This is a genomic window from Roseibium algicola (assembly GCF_001999245.1).
Taxonomy (GTDB): Bacteria; Pseudomonadota; Alphaproteobacteria; order Rhizobiales; family Stappiaceae; genus Roseibium; species Roseibium algicola.
Genome location: NZ_CP019630.1, coordinates 4,280,487 through 4,304,568, shown reverse-complemented (window position 1 = coordinate 4,304,568; position 24,082 = coordinate 4,280,487). Strand labels below are relative to the sequence as shown.

General features: G+C 60.5%; 20 protein-coding genes. 10 read left to right on the top strand and 10 right to left on the bottom strand.

What is annotated here, in order from left to right; genetic code table 11:
• Positions 1-44 precede the first annotated feature (44 nt).
• Entirely contained in the window at positions 45-2,975 is a 2,931-nt protein-coding gene (uvrB, locus tag B0E33_RS19825; RefSeq protein WP_077293480.1) for an excinuclease ABC subunit UvrB, read from the top strand.
• Positions 2,976-4,038: 1,063 nt separating this feature from the next.
• Here uvrB and B0E33_RS19820 read toward each other — a convergent pair.
• From B0E33_RS19820 to B0E33_RS19815, 3 genes are all read right to left on the bottom strand, one after another.
• Positions 4,039-4,374, bottom strand: a complete 336-nt coding sequence (locus B0E33_RS19820) for a GIY-YIG nuclease family protein (protein ID WP_439126663.1) — start codon at positions 4,372-4,374, stop codon at positions 4,039-4,041.
• Between the two features lie 290 nt (positions 4,375-4,664).
• Positions 4,665-4,838, bottom strand: coding sequence for a hypothetical protein (locus tag B0E33_RS30960; RefSeq protein WP_022997999.1), 174 nt, complete (start codon positions 4,836-4,838; stop codon positions 4,665-4,667).
• A 262-nt stretch (positions 4,839-5,100) separates the two neighbouring features.
• Positions 5,101-7,008, bottom strand: a complete 1,908-nt coding sequence (locus tag B0E33_RS19815) for an OmpA family protein (RefSeq protein WP_156912448.1) — start codon at positions 7,006-7,008, stop codon at positions 5,101-5,103.
• Positions 7,009-7,244: 236 nt separating this feature from the next.
• On the opposite strand from B0E33_RS19815, the gene B0E33_RS19810 reads away from it, so the two are divergent.
• Positions 7,245-8,450, top strand: coding sequence for a DUF1176 domain-containing protein (locus B0E33_RS19810; protein ID WP_077292171.1), 1,206 nt, complete (start codon positions 7,245-7,247; stop codon positions 8,448-8,450).
• Positions 8,451-8,571: 121 nt separating this feature from the next.
• On the opposite strand, the gene B0E33_RS19805 is transcribed toward B0E33_RS19810, so the two are convergent.
• Entirely contained in the window at positions 8,572-8,946 is a 375-nt protein-coding gene (locus B0E33_RS19805; RefSeq protein WP_077292170.1) for a hypothetical protein, read from the bottom strand.
• A 101-nt stretch (positions 8,947-9,047) separates the two neighbouring features.
• Complete coding sequence (locus tag B0E33_RS19800; protein ID WP_022998004.1) at positions 9,048-9,338, bottom strand: hypothetical protein; 291 nt, start codon at positions 9,336-9,338, stop codon at positions 9,048-9,050.
• Positions 9,339-9,605: 267 nt separating this feature from the next.
• Here B0E33_RS19800 and B0E33_RS19795 point away from each other — a divergent pair, with 267 nt between their 5' ends.
• Positions 9,606-11,087: a coiled-coil domain-containing protein gene (locus B0E33_RS19795; protein ID WP_022998005.1), complete on the top strand. Its 1,482-nt coding sequence runs from the start codon at positions 9,606-9,608 to the stop codon at positions 11,085-11,087.
• A gap of 175 nt (positions 11,088-11,262) precedes the next feature.
• Positions 11,263-11,865 (top strand): sugar transferase, encoded by a 603-nt coding sequence (locus B0E33_RS19790; RefSeq protein WP_167579569.1) that lies wholly within the window; start codon positions 11,263-11,265, stop codon positions 11,863-11,865.
• A gap of 9 nt (positions 11,866-11,874) precedes the next feature.
• Here the strand turns inward: B0E33_RS19790 and B0E33_RS19785 are convergent, their stop codons facing one another.
• From B0E33_RS19785 to clpS, 3 genes are all read right to left on the bottom strand, one after another.
• Positions 11,875-13,023: an aminotransferase class V-fold PLP-dependent enzyme gene (locus tag B0E33_RS19785; protein ID WP_077292168.1), complete on the bottom strand. Its 1,149-nt coding sequence runs from the start codon at positions 13,021-13,023 to the stop codon at positions 11,875-11,877.
• Positions 13,023-14,027: an NAD-dependent epimerase/dehydratase family protein gene (locus B0E33_RS19780; RefSeq protein ID WP_167579568.1), complete on the bottom strand. Its 1,005-nt coding sequence runs from the start codon at positions 14,025-14,027 to the stop codon at positions 13,023-13,025. Before B0E33_RS19780 ends, B0E33_RS19785 begins: the two co-directional genes overlap by 1 nt.
• Before the next feature lie 284 nt (positions 14,028-14,311).
• Complete coding sequence (clpS, locus tag B0E33_RS19775) at positions 14,312-14,614, bottom strand: ATP-dependent Clp protease adapter ClpS (protein ID WP_022998009.1); 303 nt, start codon at positions 14,612-14,614, stop codon at positions 14,312-14,314.
• A 430-nt stretch (positions 14,615-15,044) separates the two neighbouring features.
• On the opposite strand from clpS, the gene B0E33_RS19770 reads away from it, so the two are divergent.
• Both B0E33_RS19770 and B0E33_RS19765 read left to right on the top strand, forming a co-directional pair.
• Positions 15,045-15,608: a chalcone isomerase family protein gene (locus B0E33_RS19770; protein WP_077292166.1), complete on the top strand. Its 564-nt coding sequence runs from the start codon at positions 15,045-15,047 to the stop codon at positions 15,606-15,608.
• Positions 15,605-16,930: an MFS transporter gene (locus B0E33_RS19765; protein ID WP_208997670.1), complete on the top strand. Its 1,326-nt coding sequence runs from the start codon at positions 15,605-15,607 to the stop codon at positions 16,928-16,930. Before B0E33_RS19770 ends, B0E33_RS19765 begins: the two co-directional genes overlap by 4 nt.
• A 59-nt stretch (positions 16,931-16,989) precedes the next feature.
• Here the strand turns inward: B0E33_RS19765 and B0E33_RS19760 are convergent, their stop codons facing one another.
• Entirely contained in the window at positions 16,990-19,137 is a 2,148-nt protein-coding gene (locus B0E33_RS19760) for a putative bifunctional diguanylate cyclase/phosphodiesterase (RefSeq protein ID WP_077292165.1), read from the bottom strand.
• A gap of 183 nt (positions 19,138-19,320) precedes the next feature.
• Here B0E33_RS19760 and B0E33_RS19755 point away from each other — a divergent pair, with 183 nt between their 5' ends.
• Positions 19,321-19,710, top strand: a complete 390-nt coding sequence (locus B0E33_RS19755; RefSeq protein WP_208997669.1) for a DUF6665 family protein — start codon at positions 19,321-19,323, stop codon at positions 19,708-19,710.
• Positions 19,711-19,934: 224 nt separating this feature from the next.
• Positions 19,935-20,939 carry a DUF1402 family protein gene (locus B0E33_RS19750; protein WP_156912447.1) on the top strand — a complete coding sequence of 335 codons (1,005 nt, stop codon included), beginning with the start codon at positions 19,935-19,937 and terminating at the stop codon, positions 20,937-20,939.
• A 131-nt stretch (positions 20,940-21,070) separates the two neighbouring features.
• Here the strand turns inward: B0E33_RS19750 and B0E33_RS19745 are convergent, their stop codons facing one another.
• The gene (locus B0E33_RS19745; protein ID WP_031268222.1) at positions 21,071-21,760 is read right to left on the bottom strand and encodes an MBL fold metallo-hydrolase; all 690 of its coding nucleotides are present in this window, start codon (positions 21,758-21,760) and stop codon (positions 21,071-21,073) included.
• A 169-nt stretch (positions 21,761-21,929) separates the two neighbouring features.
• Here B0E33_RS19745 and B0E33_RS19740 point away from each other — a divergent pair, with 169 nt between their 5' ends.
• Together B0E33_RS19740 and B0E33_RS31565 are read left to right on the top strand one after the other, a co-directional pair.
• A complete protein-coding gene (locus B0E33_RS19740) occupies positions 21,930-23,027 on the top strand; it encodes a DUF1176 domain-containing protein (RefSeq protein ID WP_022998016.1) in 1,098 nt (365 codons plus the stop codon).
• A gap of 214 nt (positions 23,028-23,241) precedes the next feature.
• A complete protein-coding gene (locus B0E33_RS31565) occupies positions 23,242-24,081 on the top strand; it encodes a cold-shock protein (RefSeq protein WP_022998017.1) in 840 nt (279 codons plus the stop codon).
• Position 24,082 lies beyond the last annotated feature (1 nt).

Sequence of the window (24,082 nt, the reverse complement as noted above, 5' to 3'; positions counted from 1 at the left end):
ACCACCCCCTTTCCTCACGCGTGCAACCGGACCATATTGCGGTCATGAGCAAGCGCCCGACCAAATCCTCCTCCGACGAAACGACTTCTGCTGACGGCTTCGGCGAAACGCCCCAGAAGTCACTTTCGGGAACGCCCCTGTCCGGATCGATCAGTGATTGGGCAGCGGAAATATCTCAGGAAGCAGACAAGCCGGAGCCCAGGAAGGCAGCCCTCCGGAGTGCTGGTGAGGGAAAAGAGGATCGGAACGACGGTGCACCGTCACGGAAGTCCGGCCGCAAGGCCGGTGCCACCGTAAGTGCGAAAAAGGAAAAGCCGACCAAGTCGTCGCGCGGCACCTCCATCGGCAAGGCAGACAGCGCCCGCGAACGCGCGGCAGGCGGTCTTAACCCGGTGGCCGGTCTCGACATGTCGCTGGAAGAGGCCGAAAACCTCGAAAAGCAGCTCAAGCAGCACCAGAAAGACAACAAGAAGAAGAACAAGGAAAGCAAGTACGGTGAACTGACCGGCAACCAGGGTGCCACGGCGACCGTCGAAGCGCTGTCCGCGCTGATCGAAAGCGGCAACCCCCTGCACAAGAACGGCGAGCTCTGGGTGCCGCACCGGCCGGAGCGCCCGGAAAAGTCCGAAGGCGGGGTGCCGATAGTCCTGAAGTCCGCCTATGAGCCCAAGGGCGACCAGCCGACCGCCATTGCCGACCTGGTGGAAGGCATGGAAAACGGCGACCAGACGCAGGTTCTGCTCGGTGTCACCGGCTCGGGCAAGACCTACACCATGGCGCAGGTGATTTCCCGCACCCAGCGCCCGGCGTTGATCCTGGCGCCCAACAAGACGCTGGCGGCCCAGCTCTACGGCGAATTCAAGTCGTTCTTCCCGGACAACGCGGTCGAGTATTTCGTTTCCTACTACGACTACTACCAGCCGGAAGCCTATGTGCCGCGCACGGACACCTATATCGAGAAGGAAAGCTCGATCAACGAGCAGATCGACCGGATGCGCCACTCCGCTACCCGCTCGCTGCTGGAGCGCGACGACGTCATCATCGTCGCCTCGGTGTCCTGTATCTACGGTATCGGCTCGGTCGAAACCTACACCGCCATGACCTTTGCCATCGAGGTTGGCGAGCGCATGGACCAGCGCCAGCTGATCGCCGATCTTGTGGCCCTTCAATACAAGCGCAACGATGCCGCTTTCCAGCGCGGCACCTTCCGGGTGCGCGGCGACACCATCGAGCTGTTCCCGGCCCACTACGAGGACACCGCCTGGCGCATTTCCATGTTCGGCGACGAGATCGAGTCGATCACCGAGTTCGATCCGCTCACGGGACAGAAGTCGGGCGAGCTGAAAAGCGTCAAGATCTACGCCAACTCGCACTACGTCACGCCCAAGCCGACACTCAACCAGGCAATCAAGTCGATCAAGGACGAACTCAAGCACCGGCTTGAGGAGCTGAACCAGCACGGTCGCCTGCTGGAGGCTCAGCGGCTGGAACAGCGCACCATGTTCGATCTGGAAATGCTGGAAGCCACCGGCTCCTGCGCCGGCATCGAGAACTATTCGCGCTATCTCACCGGCCGCAAGCCGGGCGAGCCGCCCCCCACCCTGTTCGAATATCTGCCGGACAACGCCATCGTCTTCGCCGACGAGAGCCACGTCACCATTCCGCAGATCGGCGCCATGTACCGGGGCGACTTCCGCCGCAAGGCGACGCTGGCCGAATACGGCTTCCGCCTGCCGTCCTGCATGGACAACCGTCCGCTGCGCTTCGAGGAATGGAACGCCATGCGGCCGCAGTCCATCGCGGTGTCGGCAACTCCCGGCTCCTGGGAGATGGACCAGTCCGGCGGTGTCTTTGCCGAGCAGGTCATTCGCCCGACCGGGCTGATCGATCCGCCGGTGGAAATCCGCCCGGCTACCAGCCAGGTCGACGACCTTCTGGGCGAAGTGCGCGAGGTGGCCCAGAAAGGCTACCGTACGCTGGTGACCACGCTCACCAAGCGCATGGCCGAGGATCTGACGGAATATCTGCACGAGAACGGCGTGCGCGTGCGCTACATGCACTCCGACATCGACACGCTGGAACGCATCGAGATCCTGCGCGACCTGCGCCTCGGCGCTTTCGATGTGCTGGTCGGCATCAACCTGCTGCGCGAAGGCCTCGACATTCCCGAATGCGCGCTGGTCGCGATCCTGGATGCGGACAAGGAAGGTTTCCTGCGCTCCGAAACATCGCTGATCCAGACCATCGGCCGCGCGGCGCGTAACGTCGACGGCAAGGTCATCCTCTACGCCGACAACATGACCGGCTCCATGGAACGGGCGATCGCCGAAACCAACCGGCGCCGCGAAAAGCAGCTCGCCTACAACGAGGAAAACGGCATCACCCCGGAAAGCGTCCGCCGCTCCATCGGCGACATTCTGGAAAGCGTCTACGAGCAGGACCACGTCACCATCGACGCCGGCTTCGCCGAGGAAGGCAACCTCGTCGGCCACAACCTCAAGGCCCATATCGAGGATCTGGAAAAGCAGATGCGCGATGCCGCAGCCGATCTCGACTTCGAGACGGCCGCCCGCCTGCGCGACGAGATCAAGCGCCTGCAGGCAACCGAACTCGCCGTCGCCGACGACGCCATGGCCCGCCAGTCCGACGTCGACGGCAAGACCGGCGGCTACAAGGGCGACCGCAAGTTCGGCGCCGGCGGCACCAAGGAAGGCGCGAGCGGCAAGAAGAAACAGACCGCCCGCGACAAGGCGCAGGCCACCAAGGACCGGAACGCCCTGCCCACCCCCAGCGCCAAAGTGCGCAAGAACACCCTCGACGAAATGACCGTCGGCCGCACGGAAGTCCCCCTCGGCTCGTCAGACCCGGTCAAACCGCTGGTGCGGGCAAAGATCGGTGCGGGGTCCTACGAAGACCCGGCAGAGGAGAAGCGCAACCGCGGACGACCGAAGAAAAGCGGGCGTCCGGGACGGTAAAGAAATCCCCCCGCTGGAGGGTATTCAAAGGCTCCACGGACCGGGATGACGAGGCTTGGATTGATCGCATCGCCCTGCTTTGTCGTCATCCCATGGCTTGACCATGGGATCCATTCCCTGACGGAGCCCAACACAGAAGCTTCGATTGTCGAATAGACACGGCATGGATTGCAGGGTCGAGCCCTGCAATGACGGTGGAAGCCTGAAGCTGCGAGGCGACCGCAGCCTCTCCTCCTCACAGTCATTCCGGACAAGCGCAGCAAAGCTGCGCGACGTTCCGGAACCCTAAACATCAGTGCGAGCGTAGCTCGCTCCTTAGTCCCCTCTCCATGGGAAATGAGCGCGCCTGTGGCGCAGATTATGTCTGGATCCCGGATCTGCGTTCGGCGTTGCCTCACTTGTCCGGGAGGACGGGTGGGTGGAGCTAGGGACAGGTGTCTTTGACAATAAGCTCGGCGGCGAGACCAGCCCTACGACGCTAACGCCTCCTGTTCGTGATGCCTTGGCGAACTGGCAAACCTCTCATCCCCAACGTCATTCCGGACAAGTGCAGCGAAGCTGCGCGCCGATCCGGAACCCAGCACGTCAGTGCGAGCGTAGCTCGCTCCTTAGTCCTCCCTACCTAGAAGTTGAGCGCCTCCGGCGCAGATAATGTCTGGATCCCGGATCTGCGTTCGGCGTTGCCGCACTTGTCCGGGAGGACGGGTGGGTGGGGCTGAGGCTCCGGGTATCCAGGAAAACCGAGGGGTCTGCGTTGCGCTTTACAAAAGCGCCGACGACGATAGGTCCAGCTCGTCAGACCTTGCGAAACCAGCAGATCTCTCCTCCCCACAGTCATTCCGGACAAGCGCAGCGAAGCTGCGCGACGATCCGGAACCCAGCGCATGAGCGCGAGCGCAGCTCGCTCCTTAGTCACCTTCTCCATGGGAAATGAGCGCGCCTCTGGCGCAGACGATGTCTGGATCCCGGATCAGCGTTCGGCGTTGCCGCACTTGTCCGGGAGGACGGGTGAGTGGGTTGAGGCTGCGGGTATCCAGGAAAACCGAGGGGTCTGGGTGGCGCTTTACAAGAGCGCCGACGACGATAGGTCCAGCCATTCCGGATTGCTGCGTTCGATGAGGTCAATCTTCCAGCTGCGCCGCCATTTCTTCAGCTGTTTTTCCCGAAGGATTGCCTCATCCATCCGTTCAAACCGTTCTGCATGAACGAGCCTGGTAACCCCGTAGGTCTTGGAGAAGCCGTCGATCAGGCCGTTCTGGTGCTCGTAGAGGCGGCGCGAAAGGTTGGAAGTCACACCGATATAGAGCGTGCCGTTGCGGTTCGAGGCGAGAATGTAGACGGCAGCGGGCATGGTGCGACTATTCCGTGCATCGCCAAGCCTTTCAAGAATTAAGGACATGCCTGCGGCATGAAATATGTCTGGGTTCCGGATCTGCGCGCAGCTGCGCTACGCTTGTCCGGAATGACGAGTGGGGATGAGAGGCACCCCCTGTTTCCTTAGGCCTCTGGAGCCCTAAGGCTGAGGCGGTCGGCGGGCGGGCTTTACCAACGGCTTTATCGTCAGGGTTACCATTCCCAGGCCACACCCACCGTCATTCCGGACAAGTGCAGCAAGGCTGCACGCTGATCCGGAATCCAGCGCGTCAGCGCGAGCGTAGCTCGCTCATCTTCTTACGAGATCTGAGCCGCTCAGATGCCCTTGAACAGCACGCCGGCGGCCAGCACGGCCCAGGAACCGATCAGCAGGTGGACGGTGGACACGCCGATGCTCGGGACGGCGACGCCCAGCATGGGGAGCACCGCGACAACGAAAAGGGCCAGAGAAATCAGGAAAACGATAATGGAAGGGGGTGTCAGTCGCATGAAGACCTTCGAAAATGGTTCTGTCGTATGTGCCGCTCGCCTACGGAGGGTCGGCCGGGCGGATCGTATCAATCCCGGACCACCCGGAGAATTCCGGCGCGGACCGATCTGTGCGGCCACATGAGCCGGGCCATCAGGAATTGTCAATGTCAGTTATGGCAGGGATGATGCCTTCCCACATCTGACGAGGCTTTCCTGTCCCGAGCCCGGTTCGTGGCAGGAAACGCGGCGCCAATAAACTTGGCGCCGCGCCGCTATCCTGTTACCTGCGCGCGCTCAAAAGCGGCGTGATGTTGCGGATCGTCACGCGGCGATTGCGCTCTTCAGCGCCTTGCGTATCGACCTTCAGATAGTCCTCGCCATAGCCCTGAACGACCATGTTCTCCGGCGACACGCCATAAATGTCCGCCAGAATACGGGCGACGGTTTCAGCACGGCGGTCGGAAAGCGCGAGGTTGGAAACATCCGAGCCGACAGCGTCCGTGTGACCTTCGATCAACAGCACCGTTGTCGGGTCCTGATCGATCAGGGCTTGGGATGCGCGGGCGATGTCCTCAAGTTGCGGAACCTGGCTCTGGCGCACCACGGCACTGCCGGTGTCGAAGGTGATCGTGTCGAGATCCACCCGGCGCACCTTGTCGCGCAGGCGTTCGTTTTCACGAATGTCGCGCAGGGAATAGGCCTGTTCCACCTGTTCCACCGGCGGCGCGGTGAAGGTCTGGTAGATCTCGTCATAGTTCGCTCGGCCCGCCGGCACGATGTAACGATCGCGCGGGATGCCGACTTCCAGCGGCGGCAGTTCGCGGTCGTAGTTACGGCGGCGGTGGTTGAATTCGCGATTGTCGATCAGCACGTATTCGCGGCCATCCGGCAGAAGGCGCGAGCGGTAAAGCACATAGCCGCCCTCGTCACGGATGGTGATGATCTTCACGCCGTTGGTGCGAGTGACGGTTTCGCGCGTGCGGCCGCCACGCAGGCGTTCGGCATGGAATTCATCATCGCCATAGCGCAGCAGGCTGCTTTCGTCCTTGCGCACGAAATATTCGCCATCCCGCTCGACGATGATACGGTCACCCTGATCCTCGACCACCTTGCCGCCAAGGGCCGGGATCAGCATGCCGACGCCGACACCAACAGCCGCGGCACCAAGCAGTTCCAGCCTGCGGTCGCGGGCTTCATCACGGCGGCGTTCTTCCTTCGCCTTGATTTCGGCGCGCTGCGCTTCCGTAGCGTCGTCCGAGACGACGGCCGCCGGTTCTTCCGCCGGTGCGGCCGCCTGGGCCGCGATCGGCTCACCCGGCTCTTCGGTCACGGTTTCATCTGCCGCGGTGGCTTCGACCGGGGCGACAGCAGGTGCGATCTCTTCAGAAGTCTGCGGCTGTTCCGCTGTTTTCTGATCGGCACCAGCTTCATCGGTAGCGGTTTCTTCCGCAGCCGGCTCTGCTGGGGCGGTTTCCTCGGCACTCTTCTCGGTGCTCTCCTGCGCAGTGGGTTCCTCCGCCGCAGGCGCTTCAGTCGAAACGGCATCCGCCGGCTGTTCTTCCACCTGCGGTTCAGCGCTTTCCGCGGCATCAGTCGGTTGCTCTTCCACCGGCTGTTCGGATGCCGGTTCGGCCGCGGTCTCTTCCGCGGGCGCAGCTTCTTCGACAGGCGCTTCCGGCTTTGCCTCCGGCGCGGTCGTTTCTTCCGCGGTCAGGGGTTTTTCCACCGGCGCGGTTTCTTCAACCGGCGCGGCGGGTTTCTCGGCGGGAGCTGCCTCTTCCACGGGGGCTGTCGGTTTCGCCTCAGGCTGCGCATCTTCCGTCGCGACGGGCTCAGTAGCGGCAGGCGCCGGCTCTTCCGCCTGGGTTTCCTGAGCAGCTTCGGGGGCAGTTTCTTCCACCGCACCTTCTTCAGGTGCCGGCTCGGCAGGGGCTTCTTCAGCCGGAGCTTCCACGGCAGGAGCTTCCGTAGCAGGTGCTTCTGCGGCGGGGGCTTCTTCGGCAGGCGCGTCAGTGGCTGGCGCTTCTTCCGCAGGTGCGGCTTCCTGGTTCTTGCAGGCTTCCTGATCCGGATTGGCCGCACAATCGACAGTCGTCTCCTGAGCACGTGGCAGGCCCGGCTGCAGCGGCAAGCCGATCGCCAGGACAAGCGCCATGGCCGTTGAATTTCGAAGCAATCTCGACGTCATTCTTTTCATCCTCTCGCCCCCCAACGAACTTTCCCGAACCGATCACGGCCTGGAACACTCGAAGGAAAACAAGTGACCGGAGCTTTTGTTCCAACGTCATTTTGGCGGATGCGGTTGTGCCCTCGCGTCACCTCGACTTTCCGTACATCCGTCTTTCGCCCGATTGACTTGCGGTCGCACAGGGTCATGGTGGGTTGGGGGCCGGCGACCAGCCGGCATTGTCAGAGGGGGCTGACATGACAAAACAAATACTTGCATTTTCATCGCTCGCGCTGGTCCTTGCCGGGCCAGCGGCAGCCGAACTCGCGAGAACCGAATTCGGCGACTGGTCGCTACGTTGCAACGAGAAGACCTACTGCATTGCCGAAACCGAAGGCACCGGTTCCAATGACGAAGCGTTCAGGCTGAAGGTGGAACGCAGCGCCAAGGCAGACGCGCAGGTTTTTGTAACCCTGAGGCCGAAAACGCCGCTCGAAACCGGCATGCGCGCCCGGATCGAAATCGAAGGCGACGAGGACAATGTCGGTTTCTTCGGCAAGGCAGCAAAGGTCTACACCGGCAATGAGATGACCTTCGGTGGTGACGCCGACCGGGACCTGATCGAAAACCTGCGCCTCGGCCAGGACGCTGCGATCCAGATCGAATTTGGCGGTAGCACAGGCACGATCACCTACGAAGTCTCGCTCGTCGGCATCACCCATGCACTCCTGAAAATGGATGAAGTGCAGGGTCGCATCGGCCGGCAGGACGCCATCGTGGCCTGGGGAGGTTTGCCTTCTGCCAAAGCCACCGGCATTGCCGCAGCCGCCGCTTCATCCCCGTCACCGGCACAGCCTGCTCCCGCCCCGTCTCCGGCACCAGCCGAAACGGTTGCCGAGGCACCCGTCGACGATCTGCCGCCACCGATCATGCCCTCTCAGGAGACCAGCAACAGCGGCGTCAACCGCGGCGGGATTGGTCAGGTCTATACGGTCAGCGAGCTTCCGGACGAGATCCAGATGATGGGCTACCGCACGCTGGGGTGTCAGCTTGCGGAAACGGTGCCCGCCTTCGGCGCGCAATACTACGCGGAAGGCGACGTGGAGACCTGGGTTGTTCCCTGTCAGATGGCCGACCTCAACGTTCCTTACTACATGGCGATGCATGTTCCGTTCGATCCGTCGCTGGACGAGTGGAAGGAGTTCGAGACACCCCCCGGCTTCAACCAGCCCAACCATGCCCTGGTCAACAACCTGTTCTACGACCCGGGCAGCGGCCAGGTGACGGGCACCACCTACCACTCGCCCAACTACGACTGCGGCACCTTCGAGCGCCACGAGGTAGAAGCTGAAAGCGGCAACTACACCCTGATGGAATATCTCGAAAAGACCGACTGCGACGGCATCACCGGCCCGCCCGAGGGCTGGCCCCTGAGCTGGACGATCGACGAGATGGGGGACTAGAGCCTTCGCGGGAGGGGCTGAAAGGAACCTTTGCCCCAAAACACCACCATCATTTCGGACAAGCGAGGTGCAAGCCGAGAGCCGATCTGGAATGGCGGTCGATTGATGCTTTAGGGCGGACCTATTGCTTCTCCGGAAACAGCCCATGAAAGACTGCACACTGGATCATCAGGACGCCGTTCATGGTCTGGGCATTCATGTCGACGACGATTTCCGCATAGGCCGAGTGCGATCCCATGATGGTTTCAAGCTGGAGCTTGCATTCTTCAATGTCGCCGTCGGTCTCGATCGCCAGATCGGTTGTTTCCCCACTGCCGATGTCGAGCTTCAGGGACAGGACAAGCGGGTCTTCATCGACATGGTTTCCTTCAGCAACGGCCAGAATATCGCTGCCCGCAATCCTGTAGGTGTGAAACACCTGATAGGCACTGGCAGGGAGATACGAAAAGAAAAAGAGAGCAAGACCCAACAGGAATGTCTTTTGGAAAATACGCATATCTGTCTCCGCGGAAACTTTCAGAAATCCCCGGCATTTCGGCGGATACGGCAAGTGACGTCAACTGCAATCAGTGAAGATTAAGCCAATCCGGCCCGGATTTATCGAGGGACCGCCGGCAGAACGAAAAACAGGACGATGGCAATCGCGAAAGCCGCCAGCGCCAGAAAATAGAGCCGAGCGATGCGGCGGCGTCCGGGTTCAGCCTCGTCACCAAACCCGCCAGGCGTGAACATCCGTTTCCACATACCAACGCCCTTCAGCGGCGAAAACGCAGCCTCCTCCAGAAGGTTGAGACGCTTGATGAACAAAAGAGCGCTCACATAGCCGGCAATCATCAGGAGAAATGCCAGCGTCATGAAGGTCATGAAGATCAGATAAGCGGGTGTCATGCCCTCTCTCCTTCCCACTTCGGAACGGCCCGCAAACAGTCTTTGCGGCATGTGCGGCCCGTTGCAACCCGCCACACTTGTTAACCATAGGTGCAAATCCGTTAAAATGCCGGGGATATCTGTCTTTTGAGGGTAACACTTCACACTGTATTCTGCGGTCAGCTTGCCCTGAGTCGTTGAAACCGCCAGCGCTTATGGGTTAATAAAGAGTTAAAGTTTTGCGTATCTTTCGCCGGGCGGCGCCGGCGGGAAAGTCAGGAGACAGGAATGGGCATTTTCTCGAAATCCTCGCGCCCCGGCGGTGACCAGGAGCAGCGGGTCGAGACCGTGAAAGAGGCAAGCGAAATTCAGGAAACCGCACAGGCTCCTGAAAAGAGCAATATCGAGCATCTTTCCCCGTTCGCCCTGAAAATGCAGGAAAAGATGAACCATCTGGACGGGCTCAAGTCCCGCATCGGCGGTCTCAACCAGACCTTCGAACAGATGGCTGCGTTTGCTGCGGAAAGCCAGACGTCGATCCGCCTGATGGCCGAATACCTTGAAGGCTCCCGGACGACCGTGGAAACCGAGGTCCGGCTGAAATCCGAAAACGCCAAGATCTCCACCGACCTGCTTGACGCCGAACACAAGGTCCGGACGCTCACCACCCAGCTGGAAGATGCCCAGGCCGAAGTCCATTCCCTGCGCAAGCGTGCAACCGAGACCCGCACGGCGCTGGAAACCGCCCGTAACGACATCGTCTCCATTCGCGACAACAACAAGAAGGTCAACGAGGAATACCGGCTGCAGAGCGCCAAGCTCGTGGAAGCCAATTCCCAGGTGTCTGATCTTTCCGGCAAGCTCAACGACCTCAAGGCCAAGTTCGAGACGCTGGAAAAACATGCCGAGAGCCTCGGTTCCGATCTGGAAGCGGTTCGTCACCGCGAAAAGGAACTGCAGCAGAACCTGTCCGAAAGCGCCAAGCTGCTGGAAGACGAAATCCGCAAGAACAACCAGGTCACCAGCGAGCTGGAAGCGGTCAAGCGCGAAGTCGGCGAATTCCGCAACGACAACATCGACCTCAAGTCTCACCTGGATGTTGCCAATCAGGAACTGGCCTACGCCAAGAGCCGGCTTGAGGAAGAACAGCGCAAGCACGACAACGAGGTCTATGCGCTGAATGCGGAAATCGAAAACCTCTCGTCCCAGCGCCGCATCGGCGCCCAGTCTCTGCAGGAGATGGCGCGCGAGAACTCCACGCTGAAGGAACGCAGCCGCGATCTTCTCAAGCGCATGCAGGAAATCGAACATCTGCTCGACAGTGCGCAGAAGAACCACGAAAAAGACCGCAACGAGCTGATGGCGACCACCGCCAAACTGCGTGAGCTGAACCTGCGCTACAACTCGGCCCTGACGGACCTGAACCACCAGCGCAACCAAAACCAGAAATATGCCGACAATCTGGAAGACCTGATCGAAGAGAACAAGCGTCTGCAGCGTTACAAGATCCAGGTCGACACTGCCAACGAGCAGATCGTCCAGCTGAAGTCGGTCATAGTCAACTATCAGATGGCAATGGAAGGCCGCGGTCCGGCCGAAGAACTCGGACTGACCGAAGGCTACGATCCGGCTGCCGAGCTTGGCATTACCGAGCCGCTTTCGAACGAATTCGAGCCGATCGACATTGACGGCGACGGATCCGACGACGACGGTCCGGACGACAACACTCCGAACGGCGGCGACGACAAGATCGTCAAGCTGCGCGACTGACGCAGCCCTCTGTCCGGCATTTGTCATCCGGCCACAGATAACAAGAGCAGATCAGGCCCCGGCTATCCAAGTCCGGGGCCTCGTTTTTCAAAGACCGTTTTCCTGCCGCGTTTCCGGCAGAATGTCCGGGCGCACCGGGCGTATTTCAGCGACATCCCCGTACAATGACGATTTGATGAGCAAGGTATTCGCCGCCGTTTTGTTGATCCTGCTGTCGCCGCTTCTGACCGGCATCGCCGTTCTCGTCTGGCTTGGTGACCGGAAGGCACCGTTTTTCATCGCCCGGCGAACCGGCCTGGGCGGTGGCACCTTTGCGATGGTGAAATTCCGGACCATGCGCCCCGGCACAAGCGACGCAAGCGCGATCACCGAAGTGCGGGACAACCGTATCACCCCCATCGGCAGCTTCCTGCGGAACACCAAGCTCGACGAACTGCCTCAGTTGTTCAACATCCTGCGGGGGGAGATGGCGTTCTTTGGGCCGAGGCCGGAAGACCCTGGCATTGTCGCCCGTTACTATGACGATGAGATGCGAAGATCGCTGTTGTTCCTGCCTGGCCTGATCAGCCCGGGCACCCTGTGGGCCCTGACCAATTTGAACCGGATCGAAGGCGCGAACGACGCCGAAGATGTCTATGCACGCGAAATCCTGCCCGAACGGCTCGCGCGCGATACTGCCTATTTCGAACAGGCCGGTTTCATGTCCCATATGCAACTTGCAATGAAGACCCTGGCCACTCTGCTGCACCGGGCGGTTTCGGCTGAAAATCGGGAGTAACTGATCGCTTCAGCCAAGTTCAGCTTTCAGGAACTCGCAGATCCGGGCAGCATCACCGGTGCTCAGGTCCATGTGCACTGGTAGACGCACCAGCCGGCCCCACGTGTTTTCCGCACCAACGCAGCTGCCAGCCAGGATACGCCCGGCAAAGCTGGAAAGATGCAGCGGCTTGTAGTGGGACTGCAAACCAAGCCCCATTCGGGCAGCCCCCTGCAATATCCGGTATGTCGTTTCCCGGTCCTTTGCGAGAAAGGCAAAGGAATAGCCATTTGCCTTTGTACCCTTGCCTGGCCGCAGGATCTCGATCGGCAGATCCCGCAGGGACTTTTCGTAGTACGCCCAGATCGCGCGGCTTTTCAGGAGGATCTCTCTTGAATGCACCAGCTGGCTGTAAAGCAAGGCAGCATTCAGGTCCGGCATTTCGAAGCTCGAAGAAACCGAGGTCCATTCATAGTGGTTGACTTCGCCCCTTGCGAAGGCGGGAAAGTTCGTGCCTCGCGCCAACAGCTCTTCAACACGCTCGCGCAGGTGGGAATTGTCGCTGTTCAACACCAGCGCGCCGCCGTGCCCTGCGCTGATGATCTTGGTTTCATGGAAGGAATAGGCGGCAAACAGACCGCACGTCCCAACGGCCCGGCCATCCTGCTTCGCGCCGAATGCCTGGGCCGCATCTTCCAGAATGACGACCCCGTGCCGATCGCACAGATCCTTGATCGCCGCCATTGGAGCTGCCGCGCCGCCATAATGCACAACGACGACAGCTCTGGTCCGGCTTGTCAGCCGTGCCTCCAGTGTTTCCGGCGTTACCATCATCGTTCCCGGATCAATGTCGGCCAGCACGATCCGCGCTCCCTTGCGGGCAAAGGCCGTCGCTGTTGCGCAGAAGGTGTACGAAGGAACGATGACCTCGTCTTCCGGCCCCAGATCCAGCGCAAGGGCCGAAATTTCAAGTGCGGACGTGCAGGAATTGGTCAGGAACACACGGTCATGGCCAACATGCTGGCTCACCAGTGCCTTCGCCTTCCGGCTATAACTCCCGCCGGAGCGCAGATGTTTGCTGCTGAGCGCCGATGCCACCGCATCGTAAGTTGCGGGTGGAATATGCGGCGCATGAAAGCGGATCGGCGGAAGCGCAGCTTCTGTCGGCAGGCTCAGCATCAGAACCTTTCTTCGTCGGCAAAGCGACGGACACGGGCCCGCATTTCGCGGTAGATCGCGCGCAGCTCCTGATCGACTGAGCTCTTCTGTCGGTACCCGAGAGACCGCAGGCGGCTGTCGTCGATCCGGTAAGCCGCATCGTTGGTTACACGATCCCGAATGAAATGAAGACCGGTGGAAACGCCGGTTATTTCGCAAACCCGCCGCGCCACCTCAAGCACAGACAAGTCCTCTTCCCCGGAAACGTTGAAGATCTCGAGCGCCTGTTCGTCCTGTGTGTTGAGCACCAGACCGATGGCGGCCGCGAGATCGCTGACGGGCAGAAAACTGCGTTCCTGGGCCCCCGTGCCTTCAATCGTCAGCTTCTGGCCCTTCAGTGCCTGCATGACGAAACGCGGAAACAGCTTTTCCGGGTTCTGTCCGGTGCCAACAGCATTGGTCGGTCGCAGGATCGTTGACCTGAGGCCATTTTGCGCAGCCATCATGACGGCTTCCTCAGCCATGGCCTTGGAGGTCGCATAGGGTGTCGTCGGCCGCATCGGAGCGGTTTCGCGAACCTCCTCCATTGCAGGACCGTAGACTTCGTCCGTGCTGACATGAATGAAATGCTTCACGCCGGCGTCCTGCGCCCCCTTCAGAAGGGTTTCAGTGCCGGTCACATTGACGTCAAAGAAGAGTTCCGGGTCTGCGAACGACCGCGGCACATGGGTTTCTGCCGCCAGATGGATCACGGCGTCGCATTCATGCAGCGCAGCCGCCACATCGATCGGCGAGCGGATATCTCCGCGAATGACGGGAAGATCTCCCGCTTCACCGATGGGTGCCAGGCGGCGAAAATCAGCCGCGTAGGAGACCCGGTCCAGGATCACCGTCTCGGCGACATTCGCCATCCTTGCAACACGTCTGAACACCTTGGAGCCGATAAAACCCAGGCCACCGGTTACAACGATCTTGCGGAAGGAAATGTTCTGTTTCGGAGCAACTGTCTTTGCACAATGTTCCATATTGGCACAAATCCTGATATATGCAGCGTTTGATTGCATATTCAGCAGATTTCGTGCCAGTCACCTCCGGCATGAGGGTGTGCAAGGGTGAAACGCAGTCTTAGCAGCACAGCGTCCCTGGCCGGTGTTTGGCGAGAACGAGTTGCGCCCCGGAAGTCACCCCAAGACAAATAGCTCTTTTTTGTCAGTTACCTGACACAAGAAGATCGTCTCTGCCGGCAGAGCGCGCGGCTAAGCCTGCATGGACGATGACAATTGACGAAGGAATTTAGCCGACCGTAGATTCACTCAGGCTCAACGGTGAACTGCAGCGGATAGCCAAGCTGAACCGCAGCATCGATAGCGCGCGTAGCCTTGGTTTCGGCGACGTCTCGCGGATAGACGGAGACAACACAGATGCCCTTCTGGTGCGCTGTCATCATCACGACCTCAGCTTGGGACTCATCCAGACGGAACTCCGCCTTCAGGATCAGGACGACAAATTCCCGCGGCGTATAGTCGTCGTTCAGCAGCATCACCTTGTAAAGCTTTGGCCGCTGCACCTTCGTCTTTTGCTTCAGTTTCGGTTTGAAATCGATCTCACTCATGACAATCGTCCAAGCTGACGCCTAAGGTTCCGCACGATGCGGTCTCACCTGAGAAATGGAAATTGTGCCGGAGAATTTCACCGGCTGCATGCTGTTAGACCCGATCCGCTCCAGATGCCGTCATCTTGAGTGACGCAGCGTCCGCAGCAGGCCCATGCTTTCCCTTACTATACTGCATCGCGAAATCGAAGAAAACATGACAGCTGGAAATCTTGCCACCGTTTCGAGAAAAAACAGCAGGCGAGACATGATGAGACCGTATCGCACATAGAGCCGTGGTTTTGACGCCAGACAGCCGCGAGATGAAAAGCAGGCCGTTTCCTCTGTGGCGGTTTTCCGAAAGAAGGTTGCTTTCACTAATCCGGCAACGCGGTTCCCCCGTAGATCCTTTCAGGCTGGGTACACGACAAGATCTGCGGAGGGTTGTTCGATGTTTCCTCATTTGAAGACACAAGGGTTCCGGTGGCGCAGGTTCGCTTTCGCGCTCGCCCTGGCATTCGCTGTTACAGCACCTGCCGGCGCGGCCTTCGCCGACCTGGGTTCAGCAGCCAGGCTGCTTCCGTCTGCCGAACTGGTTGGCAAGGGCCGGATGACCTTCCTCGGCTTCAAGGTGTTTGACGCGGAACTCTATGCCCCGCAGGGCACCTATAGCCCGTCCGCCCCTTTTGCCTTGAAGCTCACCTATCTGCGCACCTTCAAGGGCAAGCAGATCGCCGAAAGCTCGGTCAAGGAAATCCGCCGGCAGGGTGGCGTCTCGGATGCTCAGCTTGCCAAGTGGCAAACCCAGATGGAAGCCCTGTTTCCAAATGTCTCCCCTGGACAATCGATTACGGGTGTACGCACCAGCAGCGGCAAGGCCGAGTTCTATCTCGGCAACCAGAAGCTCGGTACGATCTCCGACCCGGCATTCACGAAGAAGTTCTTCGCTATCTGGCTGGGCAACAACACGCGTGATCCCCAGTTGCGCGCGCAACTGGTCGGGTCCGGTTCGTGACGACACGATTGTCGGACGACGCTGCGGCTCTGCCAAAAAAATCCGGTAATACTGGAAGCGTGACGCTTTCCGGCCTTGCGACCTATGGGGTCATGGCATTTCCCCTGGCATTTGCCGGTTTGCCGATCTACCTGCACGCCCCGGATTTTTATGCCGTTACATTGCAGCAACCCGTGGCGACGCTCGGCGCCATTCTTCTTGCCCTGCGCCTGTTCGACGCCATCCAGGATCCTTTCATTGGCAGCCTCAGCGACCGGTTTCACCAGTGGCGCGGGACTGTTCTGGCACTTGGCGCAATCCTGCTTGGCGTGGGCTTCTGGATGCTGTTTCATCCCTGGAAGGAGGCACCGCTTGTCTGGTTTGCTGCCTCCGTGCTCATCTGCACCACAGGATATTCGGTCGTCACCATCAACTACCAGACACTGGGCGGTCTCTGGAAAACAAGTGCCTCCGACAGGACCCCGGTAACGGCAGCGCGCGAAGGGTTCGGTCTTGCCGGCCTCCTCATTGCTTCGGTCCTGCCCGCCGCACTGGCAACACGGACCGGCATCGAAACGGCATTTCTCTATGTGACGCTTGGCTATCTGCCACTTTTGGCGATCTCCTTGTGGCTGCTGTTACGATGGATGCGGTCGGCACCCCTTGAAAACCCGCAAACAGCTGGTCCGGTAATGGGCTGGTGGACCCTGTTGCGGAGCCGCTGGAGGCGCCTGTTTTTCGGACTGCTGTTTCTCAATATTTTCGCAAGCGCGATCCCCGCCGTCCTGGTGCTGTTCTTCATCCGCGACAGACTGGGGGCCGAGAGCTACACAGGGCTGTTTCTGCTGGTCTACTTCCTGTCAGGCGTCATCTCGATGCCGCTCTGGACCCGGCTTGCCCGACATTTCGGCAAGGTGCGGGCATGGCAAATGTCACTGGCCGGCGCCATCTTCACGTTCTGCTGGGCCGCTCTTCTGGGAGAGGGAGATCTGACAGCCTATGCGTTTGTCTGTGCACTGTCCGGCCTGGCGCTAGGCGCTGACCTTGCCTTGCCACCCGCCATATTGGCCGACCATATCGACACGGACCGGCGCCAGGGGGAGGCTTCGCGCCTTTTTGCGGTTATGGCGTTCTTGTCCAAGTCCGGTCTCGCCCTTGCCACCGGCCTCACGCTGCCTTTGTTGGGCCTGTTCGGGTATCAGCCGGGAACTGCCCTCACCGCACAACTCGGCTTTCTGCTCAGCCTCACTTATGCGGGCGTGCCCTGCCTCATCAAACTGTGCGCACTCTTGTGCCTGATCGCGTTTGAAAAGGACCTGACACAGGAAAAAACCGCTGGGTAACCCGTCCCGGCATCTCGACACGCCGCTTGCAACCCTGACGACAAGACCGCAGCCCTGCCTCAACTGCGTGCGGCAAGAGGCGAACGCAGGGAAACCGGGCCACCATCTTTGTCGCCTCCAGTTTCACTCTTCGATGCTGCCATCTTGCGCGTTGGTTCCGCCGGTTTGCGCGCCTCGTTTTGCACCGGCCCGCCGTGCTGGATCAGGCGATCGACCTGCGATGGACGCCCCAGCAGAAAGCCCTGACCTTCGTCGCAGCCTTCCTGTTGCAGGATCTCCATCTGCTCTTCAGTCTCAATGCCCTCAGCCAGCACCGGAATGTCCAGGCTCTTTCCGAGAGCCAGAACGGCGCGCACGATCGCCTTGGACTGGCGGTCCTGCTCCATTTCGCCAACAAACGCCCTGTCGAGCTTGATCTTGTCGAAGGGAAAGGTTCGCAAGGTTTCAAGCGAAGAATAGCCTGTGCCGAAATCATCCAGCGCAAGACCGACGCCCAGATCCTTGATCTGGCGCATGATGTGCAGCGAACGGGCCTTGTCTTTCACAAGGGCGGTTTCCGTCAGCTCCAGTTCCAGGCGGTGTGGTGAAAGTCCGGTCGTCACCAGGGCTTCATGCACCAGCCGTGGCAGGTTGGTGTCCATGAACTGTACAGCGGAAACGTTCACGGCAACCCGGTAGGCAGGCTCCCATCGCGAGGCGTCCTCGCAGGCCTTGTTGAGCACCCAAGCTCCAAGGGAAGCGATCAACCCGTTTTCCTCGGCAACGGGAATGAACTCGGACGGTGAAATCGGGCCGATTACAGGATGGGTCCAGCGAAGCAGGGCCTCATATCCCCGGATGCCCTGGCTGGAATTCAGCGACATCTGCACCTGATAATGGATCTCGAGCTCGCCGCGCTCCAGCGCCCGTCTCAGATCTTCTGCCAGTTGCCGCCTGTTTCGAACCGTCGCACCGATGTTGGCATCGTAAAAACAGATCGTTTCGAGAAACCCATGCTTGGCGTGATACATGGCAAGGTCGGCATTGTTGACCAGTTCGTCCGGCGTCTGGGCATCGTCAGGCCAGATCGCCGCCCCGAGACTCGCGCCAACGATGCCGTCCATTGCGCCTATTTCGATCGGACGGGTGAAAACGCTCTCTATCCGTTTCGCAAAAGACAGGATTTCATCCTTGTCGCTGAAAGGCTTGATGGCTGCGAATTCGTCGCCGCCGAGGCGGGCGATGAATTCATCATCGCGCAGGATCTGCTCCATGCGCCGGGCCAGGATGCGCAGAACCTCGTCACCCGCAGCGTGGCCAAAGGTGTCGTTGATTTCCTTGAAGCGGTTCAGGTCGATCCCGATCACCGCCAGCTTCTTGCCGGGGTTCAAATACCCATCGAGATTTCCGGCAAGCTGTCTCTGGAAGCTCGTGCGGTTCGGCAAGCCCGTGAGTGCGTCATGAGCGGCAACATGGTGCAGTTGCCGCCTGGATATGGCTCGCACATTGTTGTCGATCAGGAAGCTCGTCAGCCCGGTGCCGACAACCAGCAGGGCAACAACGGCAATCGCCAACGCAAGGGCAAGGGCAGCACCGTTATCGACCTCCGTGAAATTCTGCGACATCGGGATGATCCGCAACGCGGTCATGCCGGTGAAATGCAGGCTTACGATCCCGGTCACCATCAGGGCAACGGCAACCCAATACCGACGAGAGCCCAGGTAGGTGCGCCAGATCAAGGTGATCGCGGCAGCGGACAGGGCAACAGACAAAAGGACGGACGCGACGATGTAGCCGAAGTCCCACTCGACGAGCCCTGTGATCCGGTAGGCGAACATCCCGGTGTAATGCATGGCCGCAAATGAAATTCCGACGAGAGCCCCACCTATGCCGGTCAGGATCTTTCCGCTACCGAGGCCGCTGACCACGAAACTGACAAACAGCCCGACAATCGCGATCACCAGCGAAATGAGTGTCAGAGCCGGATCAAACGAGACCGGAGCGGTCGGCTCGTAGGCCAGCATTGCAACGAAATGCGTGGTCCAGACACCGCCTCCACCGGCAACGGCAGCCAGAAACTGCCACCCGAGACGCTGTGTGCCTTGCGCACGCACACAACGCCGCAACAGCCGCAGGGTAACGGCCGATCCAAACAGACAAACGAGAGCTGCGAGCCCCACAAGCGCGATGTTGTGCTGATAGAAGATGCAGCCAAGCACATTGAACATGGTCGGGAATGATCCGTATAAATGCGTAGATAATCGGGTAGGTAGCACCTAAAAGTTACGGTTGAATTGACTAATTCCCGAGAAAGAGATCGACCTTCCGGCCCCTCCCGAGGCCGAGCCTCACCGCGTTTCAATCGACGTCGGCTCTTGCGGAAAAAGGCTTGCCTTGAAAGGAGCCGTCGTGTGACCCTGCGTGAGATTGCCGCAACAGTTTCCGACGTCATGACCGTACGCCCACCTCAACTGACCAGACCTGCCGACAAGGATCCGCTCGCGGCAGCGCTCGAGAACGAGATTCTCAACGAGAAGGCATCCACGCTTTCGCGGCTTACCAAAAAGCTGGAGACGGCTCTCGCCGATCTGAAATCGGCGGAAGACGGTTCCGAAACAGATTGCGAAACCCTGCAAAACCGGCTTGCCGAAGCCGGTGAAGCGCTCTGGCATGTCACCATCCAGCGCGAGTTATGCGGCTTGCGTCAGCACCGGGCCTTCTACGATTTCCTGGACGTTCCAAAGGCTGTCCGCCTGCGCATGGGGCCTGCCACGGCCTTTCGTTCGGCACCCGGCTCCTGACAATGCACCGGGCTGTGACCGGTATCACTTCTTTGTTGATGTCCCTGCCCTAGAGACAGGAACCGGTTGCATCTTCGCGGCTGCGGTGGTTTTTTCTGGGGGCTTTTTGCAAGATGAGTTATTTACAGTCGCATCCAGCGAGCTATGTGAACCAACTGGAGCTCGCCGGCACGACCGCATTTGGTCGGCGAGAAACACAAGATAAAGCCAGGCGCAGAAAAATTATGGTGTGCAGGAAGACCCGTCATCTCGGCCGAATTTCCAGACTGGTGACTGGATGTCTGGTTTTTGGCCTGCTCCTGGCTCCTTTGGCGCTGCCTCTCGCGACAAGTACGACCGTGCAAGCCCAATCCGTGCGGGTGGTGCCGGAAGGCAACCGGTTCAAGAGCCAGCCGAAGATCCCCTTCGCCTCTTCGCGCCGTACCGCCGCCTCCAAATCATCCTACGATGCCAAGTTCGACAAGGTTCTGGCCGTATTGAAGCGTGATCGCCGCCTGATCGGGTCCATCAAGCGCGTGGCCGCCCGCTACGGCATCGACCCGATCCACATCATCGGCGCCATCGTCGGCGAACACACCTACAACTACGACACACTCGACAGCGCCCAGTCCTACTACGTCAAGGCTCTCGCCTATGCCGGCATCCGCTTCGACTTCGAGCTGAACGGAGTGCACGTCGACAAGTTCGTCGAACGCCCGGAGTTCGAACGCTGCCGCAAGGACCATGTTCAGAAAAGCTCGGACCGCCGCTGGTCCTGTTACGAGAACGTCTGGAACGGCAAGTTTCGCGGCCGTTCGGTTGACGGCGTCCGTTACCCGAAAAAGAACTTCAACGAAGCGTTCTTCCAGCCGCTTTATTCCGGCCAGAGCTTCGGCCTTGGCCAGCTGAGCCCGCTCACGGTCCTCAAGATGACCGACCGGGTTGCCAAGCAAAGCAACTTCCGCAAGCTGACGGCAGCCGATTCAGAGGCAGTCTACAAGGCCACCATGGACCCGAACATCTCGCTGCACTACATGGCCGCGATCATCCAGGACTCCATTGCCGCCTATAAATCCGTCGGCAAGGTGGATATTTCGAAAAACCCTGGCCTGACCGCGACGCTCTACAATCTCGGCGATCCCTGGGGCCGGGCTGCGAAATACCGCCGCAGCGGCCAAAGCTGGCCGCAGGAAAACTACTACGGCTGGCTGGTCAATGATCGCATCGACGATCTGAGAGCCCTGCTCTGACAGGTAAAGTCACCAGCCCTCGCCCTACCGGCGCAGCCGCCCCCCTAACGACGCCAGGCTACTAGTGTTTCGACCCGCTGCGGGCTGCCCGAAGCAAGCAGCCCCTCGCCGGATCAAGGCATCACCGCACCTCAGGTCAGGAACGGATTGGTCTCACGCTCATGGCCGATCGTCGAGGCCTGGCCGTGACCTGGAAGAAAGGCGACATCGTCACCAAGCGGCAGCAGCTTTTCGCGGATCGACTTGATCAGGGTCGCATGATCGCCGCCCGGCAAATCCGTGCGACCGATGGAGCCGGCAAACAGAACATCGCCGGAAATCGCGAAACGCAGTTCCTTGTCGAAGAACACCAGGTGGCCGGGTGAATGGCCCGGGCAATGCAGAACATCGAACATCCGCCCGGCGATTTCCACCTGGTCGCCTTCAACCATCCAGCGATCCGGCATCACGGGCTTGACGCCTTCCACGCCGAATTGCACCGCCTGGTCGGCCACCCTGTCGATCAGCATCTGATCGGCTTCGTGTGGCCCCTCCACCGGCACCTTCAGCGCTTCGGCCAGGTCGGCCGCACCGCCAACGTGATCGATATGACCGTGCGTGAGAACGATCTTTTCGACATTCACGCCCTGCTTGTTCACCGCTGCCAGGATCTTGTCGACATCGCCGCCCGGATCAACCACCGTTCCGCGCATGGATGAAGGGTCCCAGATGAGCGAACAGTTCTGCTGAAACGGCGTAACGGCAATCACCATCACCTGGATTGGCGGCATGCCGTCTTCCGGATTTTCATCCCCACCGGAGTTCGTCGTGTCCTGCGCCATGGTAGCCTCCTTCAACAGCGGCCTCGCACGGCCCATTGTAACAAATACGGGACAACACCATCCGGTGTCGTGTTTCTGGTCAATCGCGGCTTCACCTGGCCGCGTGCATTTCGTACAAGATGTATGGACCTGTTGGAAGACGCCAAGCACATTCGGATAGCCGGAGCTGATGACGCCACGACTGTTGACATTGCTGATGACTGTTGCCGCAGCGCTTTTGGGCGCTTCGAGCACAATGGCGCAGCCTGGCCGGACGACGCCCAGCTTCGAAAGCTGGACGGTCGATTGCGGCAATACCGGCGTGTGCTTTGCCTCCTCGTTCACCCGCAGCCAGTCGGTCTGGGTCGATGTGCGCATCGTCCGCGACTGGCAGGCGGAGGCCCAGCCTCTTGTCCGTGTAACCACCAACACCGAGCTGCCCAAGGACGGCACCTTGAAGTTCGAGGTCGACGGCGCTCCGATCGAGGCGCTGCCGATCGAACAGCTGCGTGAGATGCAGCCGGCTGTCAATCCGCCAGCCGGCTTCCGTCCGCTCGGTGGAGAAGGCTTCTGGTATCCGACAGGCCCGGCGACAACGACGCTGCTTGACGCCATGCGCAAGGGCAAGGAACTCACCATCAGCGTACCTGCGACCACCGGAACCGACCCGGTCGCGGTACCCGTCCCCCTCCTCGGCCTCAAATCCAGTCTGTTGTGGCTCGACAATCGCCAGGACCGCACCGGCACCGTTGCTGCCATCGTCTCCCCCGGCACCGATCCTGCCAGGGACGCCCCGCACGCCATTCCGCTGATGAGCGCCGACCAGCTCCCGCCGGAAGTGGCTGCCGTCTGGTCTGCCAACCGCCTGTGCTCTGAAATCGACCCGACCATCTTCGCCAGCCTGAACGCCGTTCGCGTGCCGCTTGCCGATAGCGCCGCGCTCTACATCATCCCCTGCGGGGCTCCAACCGCTTACAACAGCCCCTACGTAGCTGTCCTTTCCGGCAAAGACGGCGCGGCCCGTCAGGTGCATGTCGCCCGCATGTCGGAAAAGGGTCCGGTCGCAACGGATCTCATCTACAACGCAAGATGGATTCCGGCCGATCAACAGCTCGTAAGTTACTTCAAGGGTTCAGGAGTTGGCGAATGCGGCCTGTGGAACCGATGGGTGTGGAACGGCACCGGCCTGGTGCTGCTGGAAGAAGCGGCCAGGAAAACATGTGACGGTACGGAACCTGACTTGTCCAATTGGTCAAGTACCTGGCCTCCGAAAAACGCTTCCAATTAGCGCCTGCACCAAGGATTTTCTTGCGATTTTCCCTGTCCCGCCCTTATGATGATAACGCAGCGGCTGGAGAGGGATGTGGCAAGATTGTTTCAACCCGATCCCAGAATGTTGATCAGACGCACGGAGTGCGCCTGAGTGTGGTGACTCGACTGTGAAGGCGGGTGAGGTTGGTCGTTATGTGCCGAAAGGGCGCAACAATTAAGGTGATTCGGTAATGCACGATGGTGATTCGGACCGGCGGTCGCGTGGTCGGCGCGGCGGCAAGCGCGAGTTTGGCGGTCCGCAAGACTTCGGCAGTGATTTTGGCGGAAGCGAGTTCGGTGGAGACTTCTATGGCGGCGGCCGGGATGGCGGCTACCGCGGCGGACGCGACAATGATTTTGGTGGCGGCTACGGCCGCGACGACAATAAAGAAGGCGGCTATGGCGGCGGCCGGGGCGGTTACGGCGGCGGTGGTGGCCGTGGTGGCTACGGCGGTGGCGGCGACCGCGAAGGCGGCGGCGGTTACGGCGGCGGCGGTGGCCGTGGTGGCTACGGCGGCGGCGGACGTGAAGGCGGCGGCTATGGCGGCGGCGGACGCGAAGGCGGCGGTTATGGCGGCGGTGGTCGCGATGGCGGCGGTTATGGCGGCGGCGGCGGTGGCCGTGGCGGATACGGTGGCGGCGGTGGCCGTGAAGGCGGTTACGGCGGTGGCGGACGCGGCGGATATGGCGGCGGCCCGCGCGAAGGCGGCGAAGGCGACGGCTTCCGTCAGCAGCGCCCGCGGCGCGACATGCCCCCGGTCGAGCGTGGCCCGCGTCAGTCTGGCACCGTGAAGTTCTTCAAGAACGACAAGGGTTTTGGCTTCATCACTCCGGACGAAGGCGATGCGGATGTGTTCGTGCACATTTCCGCGGTCGAGCGGTCCGGTTTTGCCGGCCTGGACAGCGGACAGCGGGTGTCCTTCGAGACCGAACCGGATCGTCGTGGCAAGGGCCCCAAAGCGGTCAACCTGCAGGCGCTTGAAGAAGGCGACGCACCGCAGGAAGACGACGGCGGACCTGCCGAAGAATAAG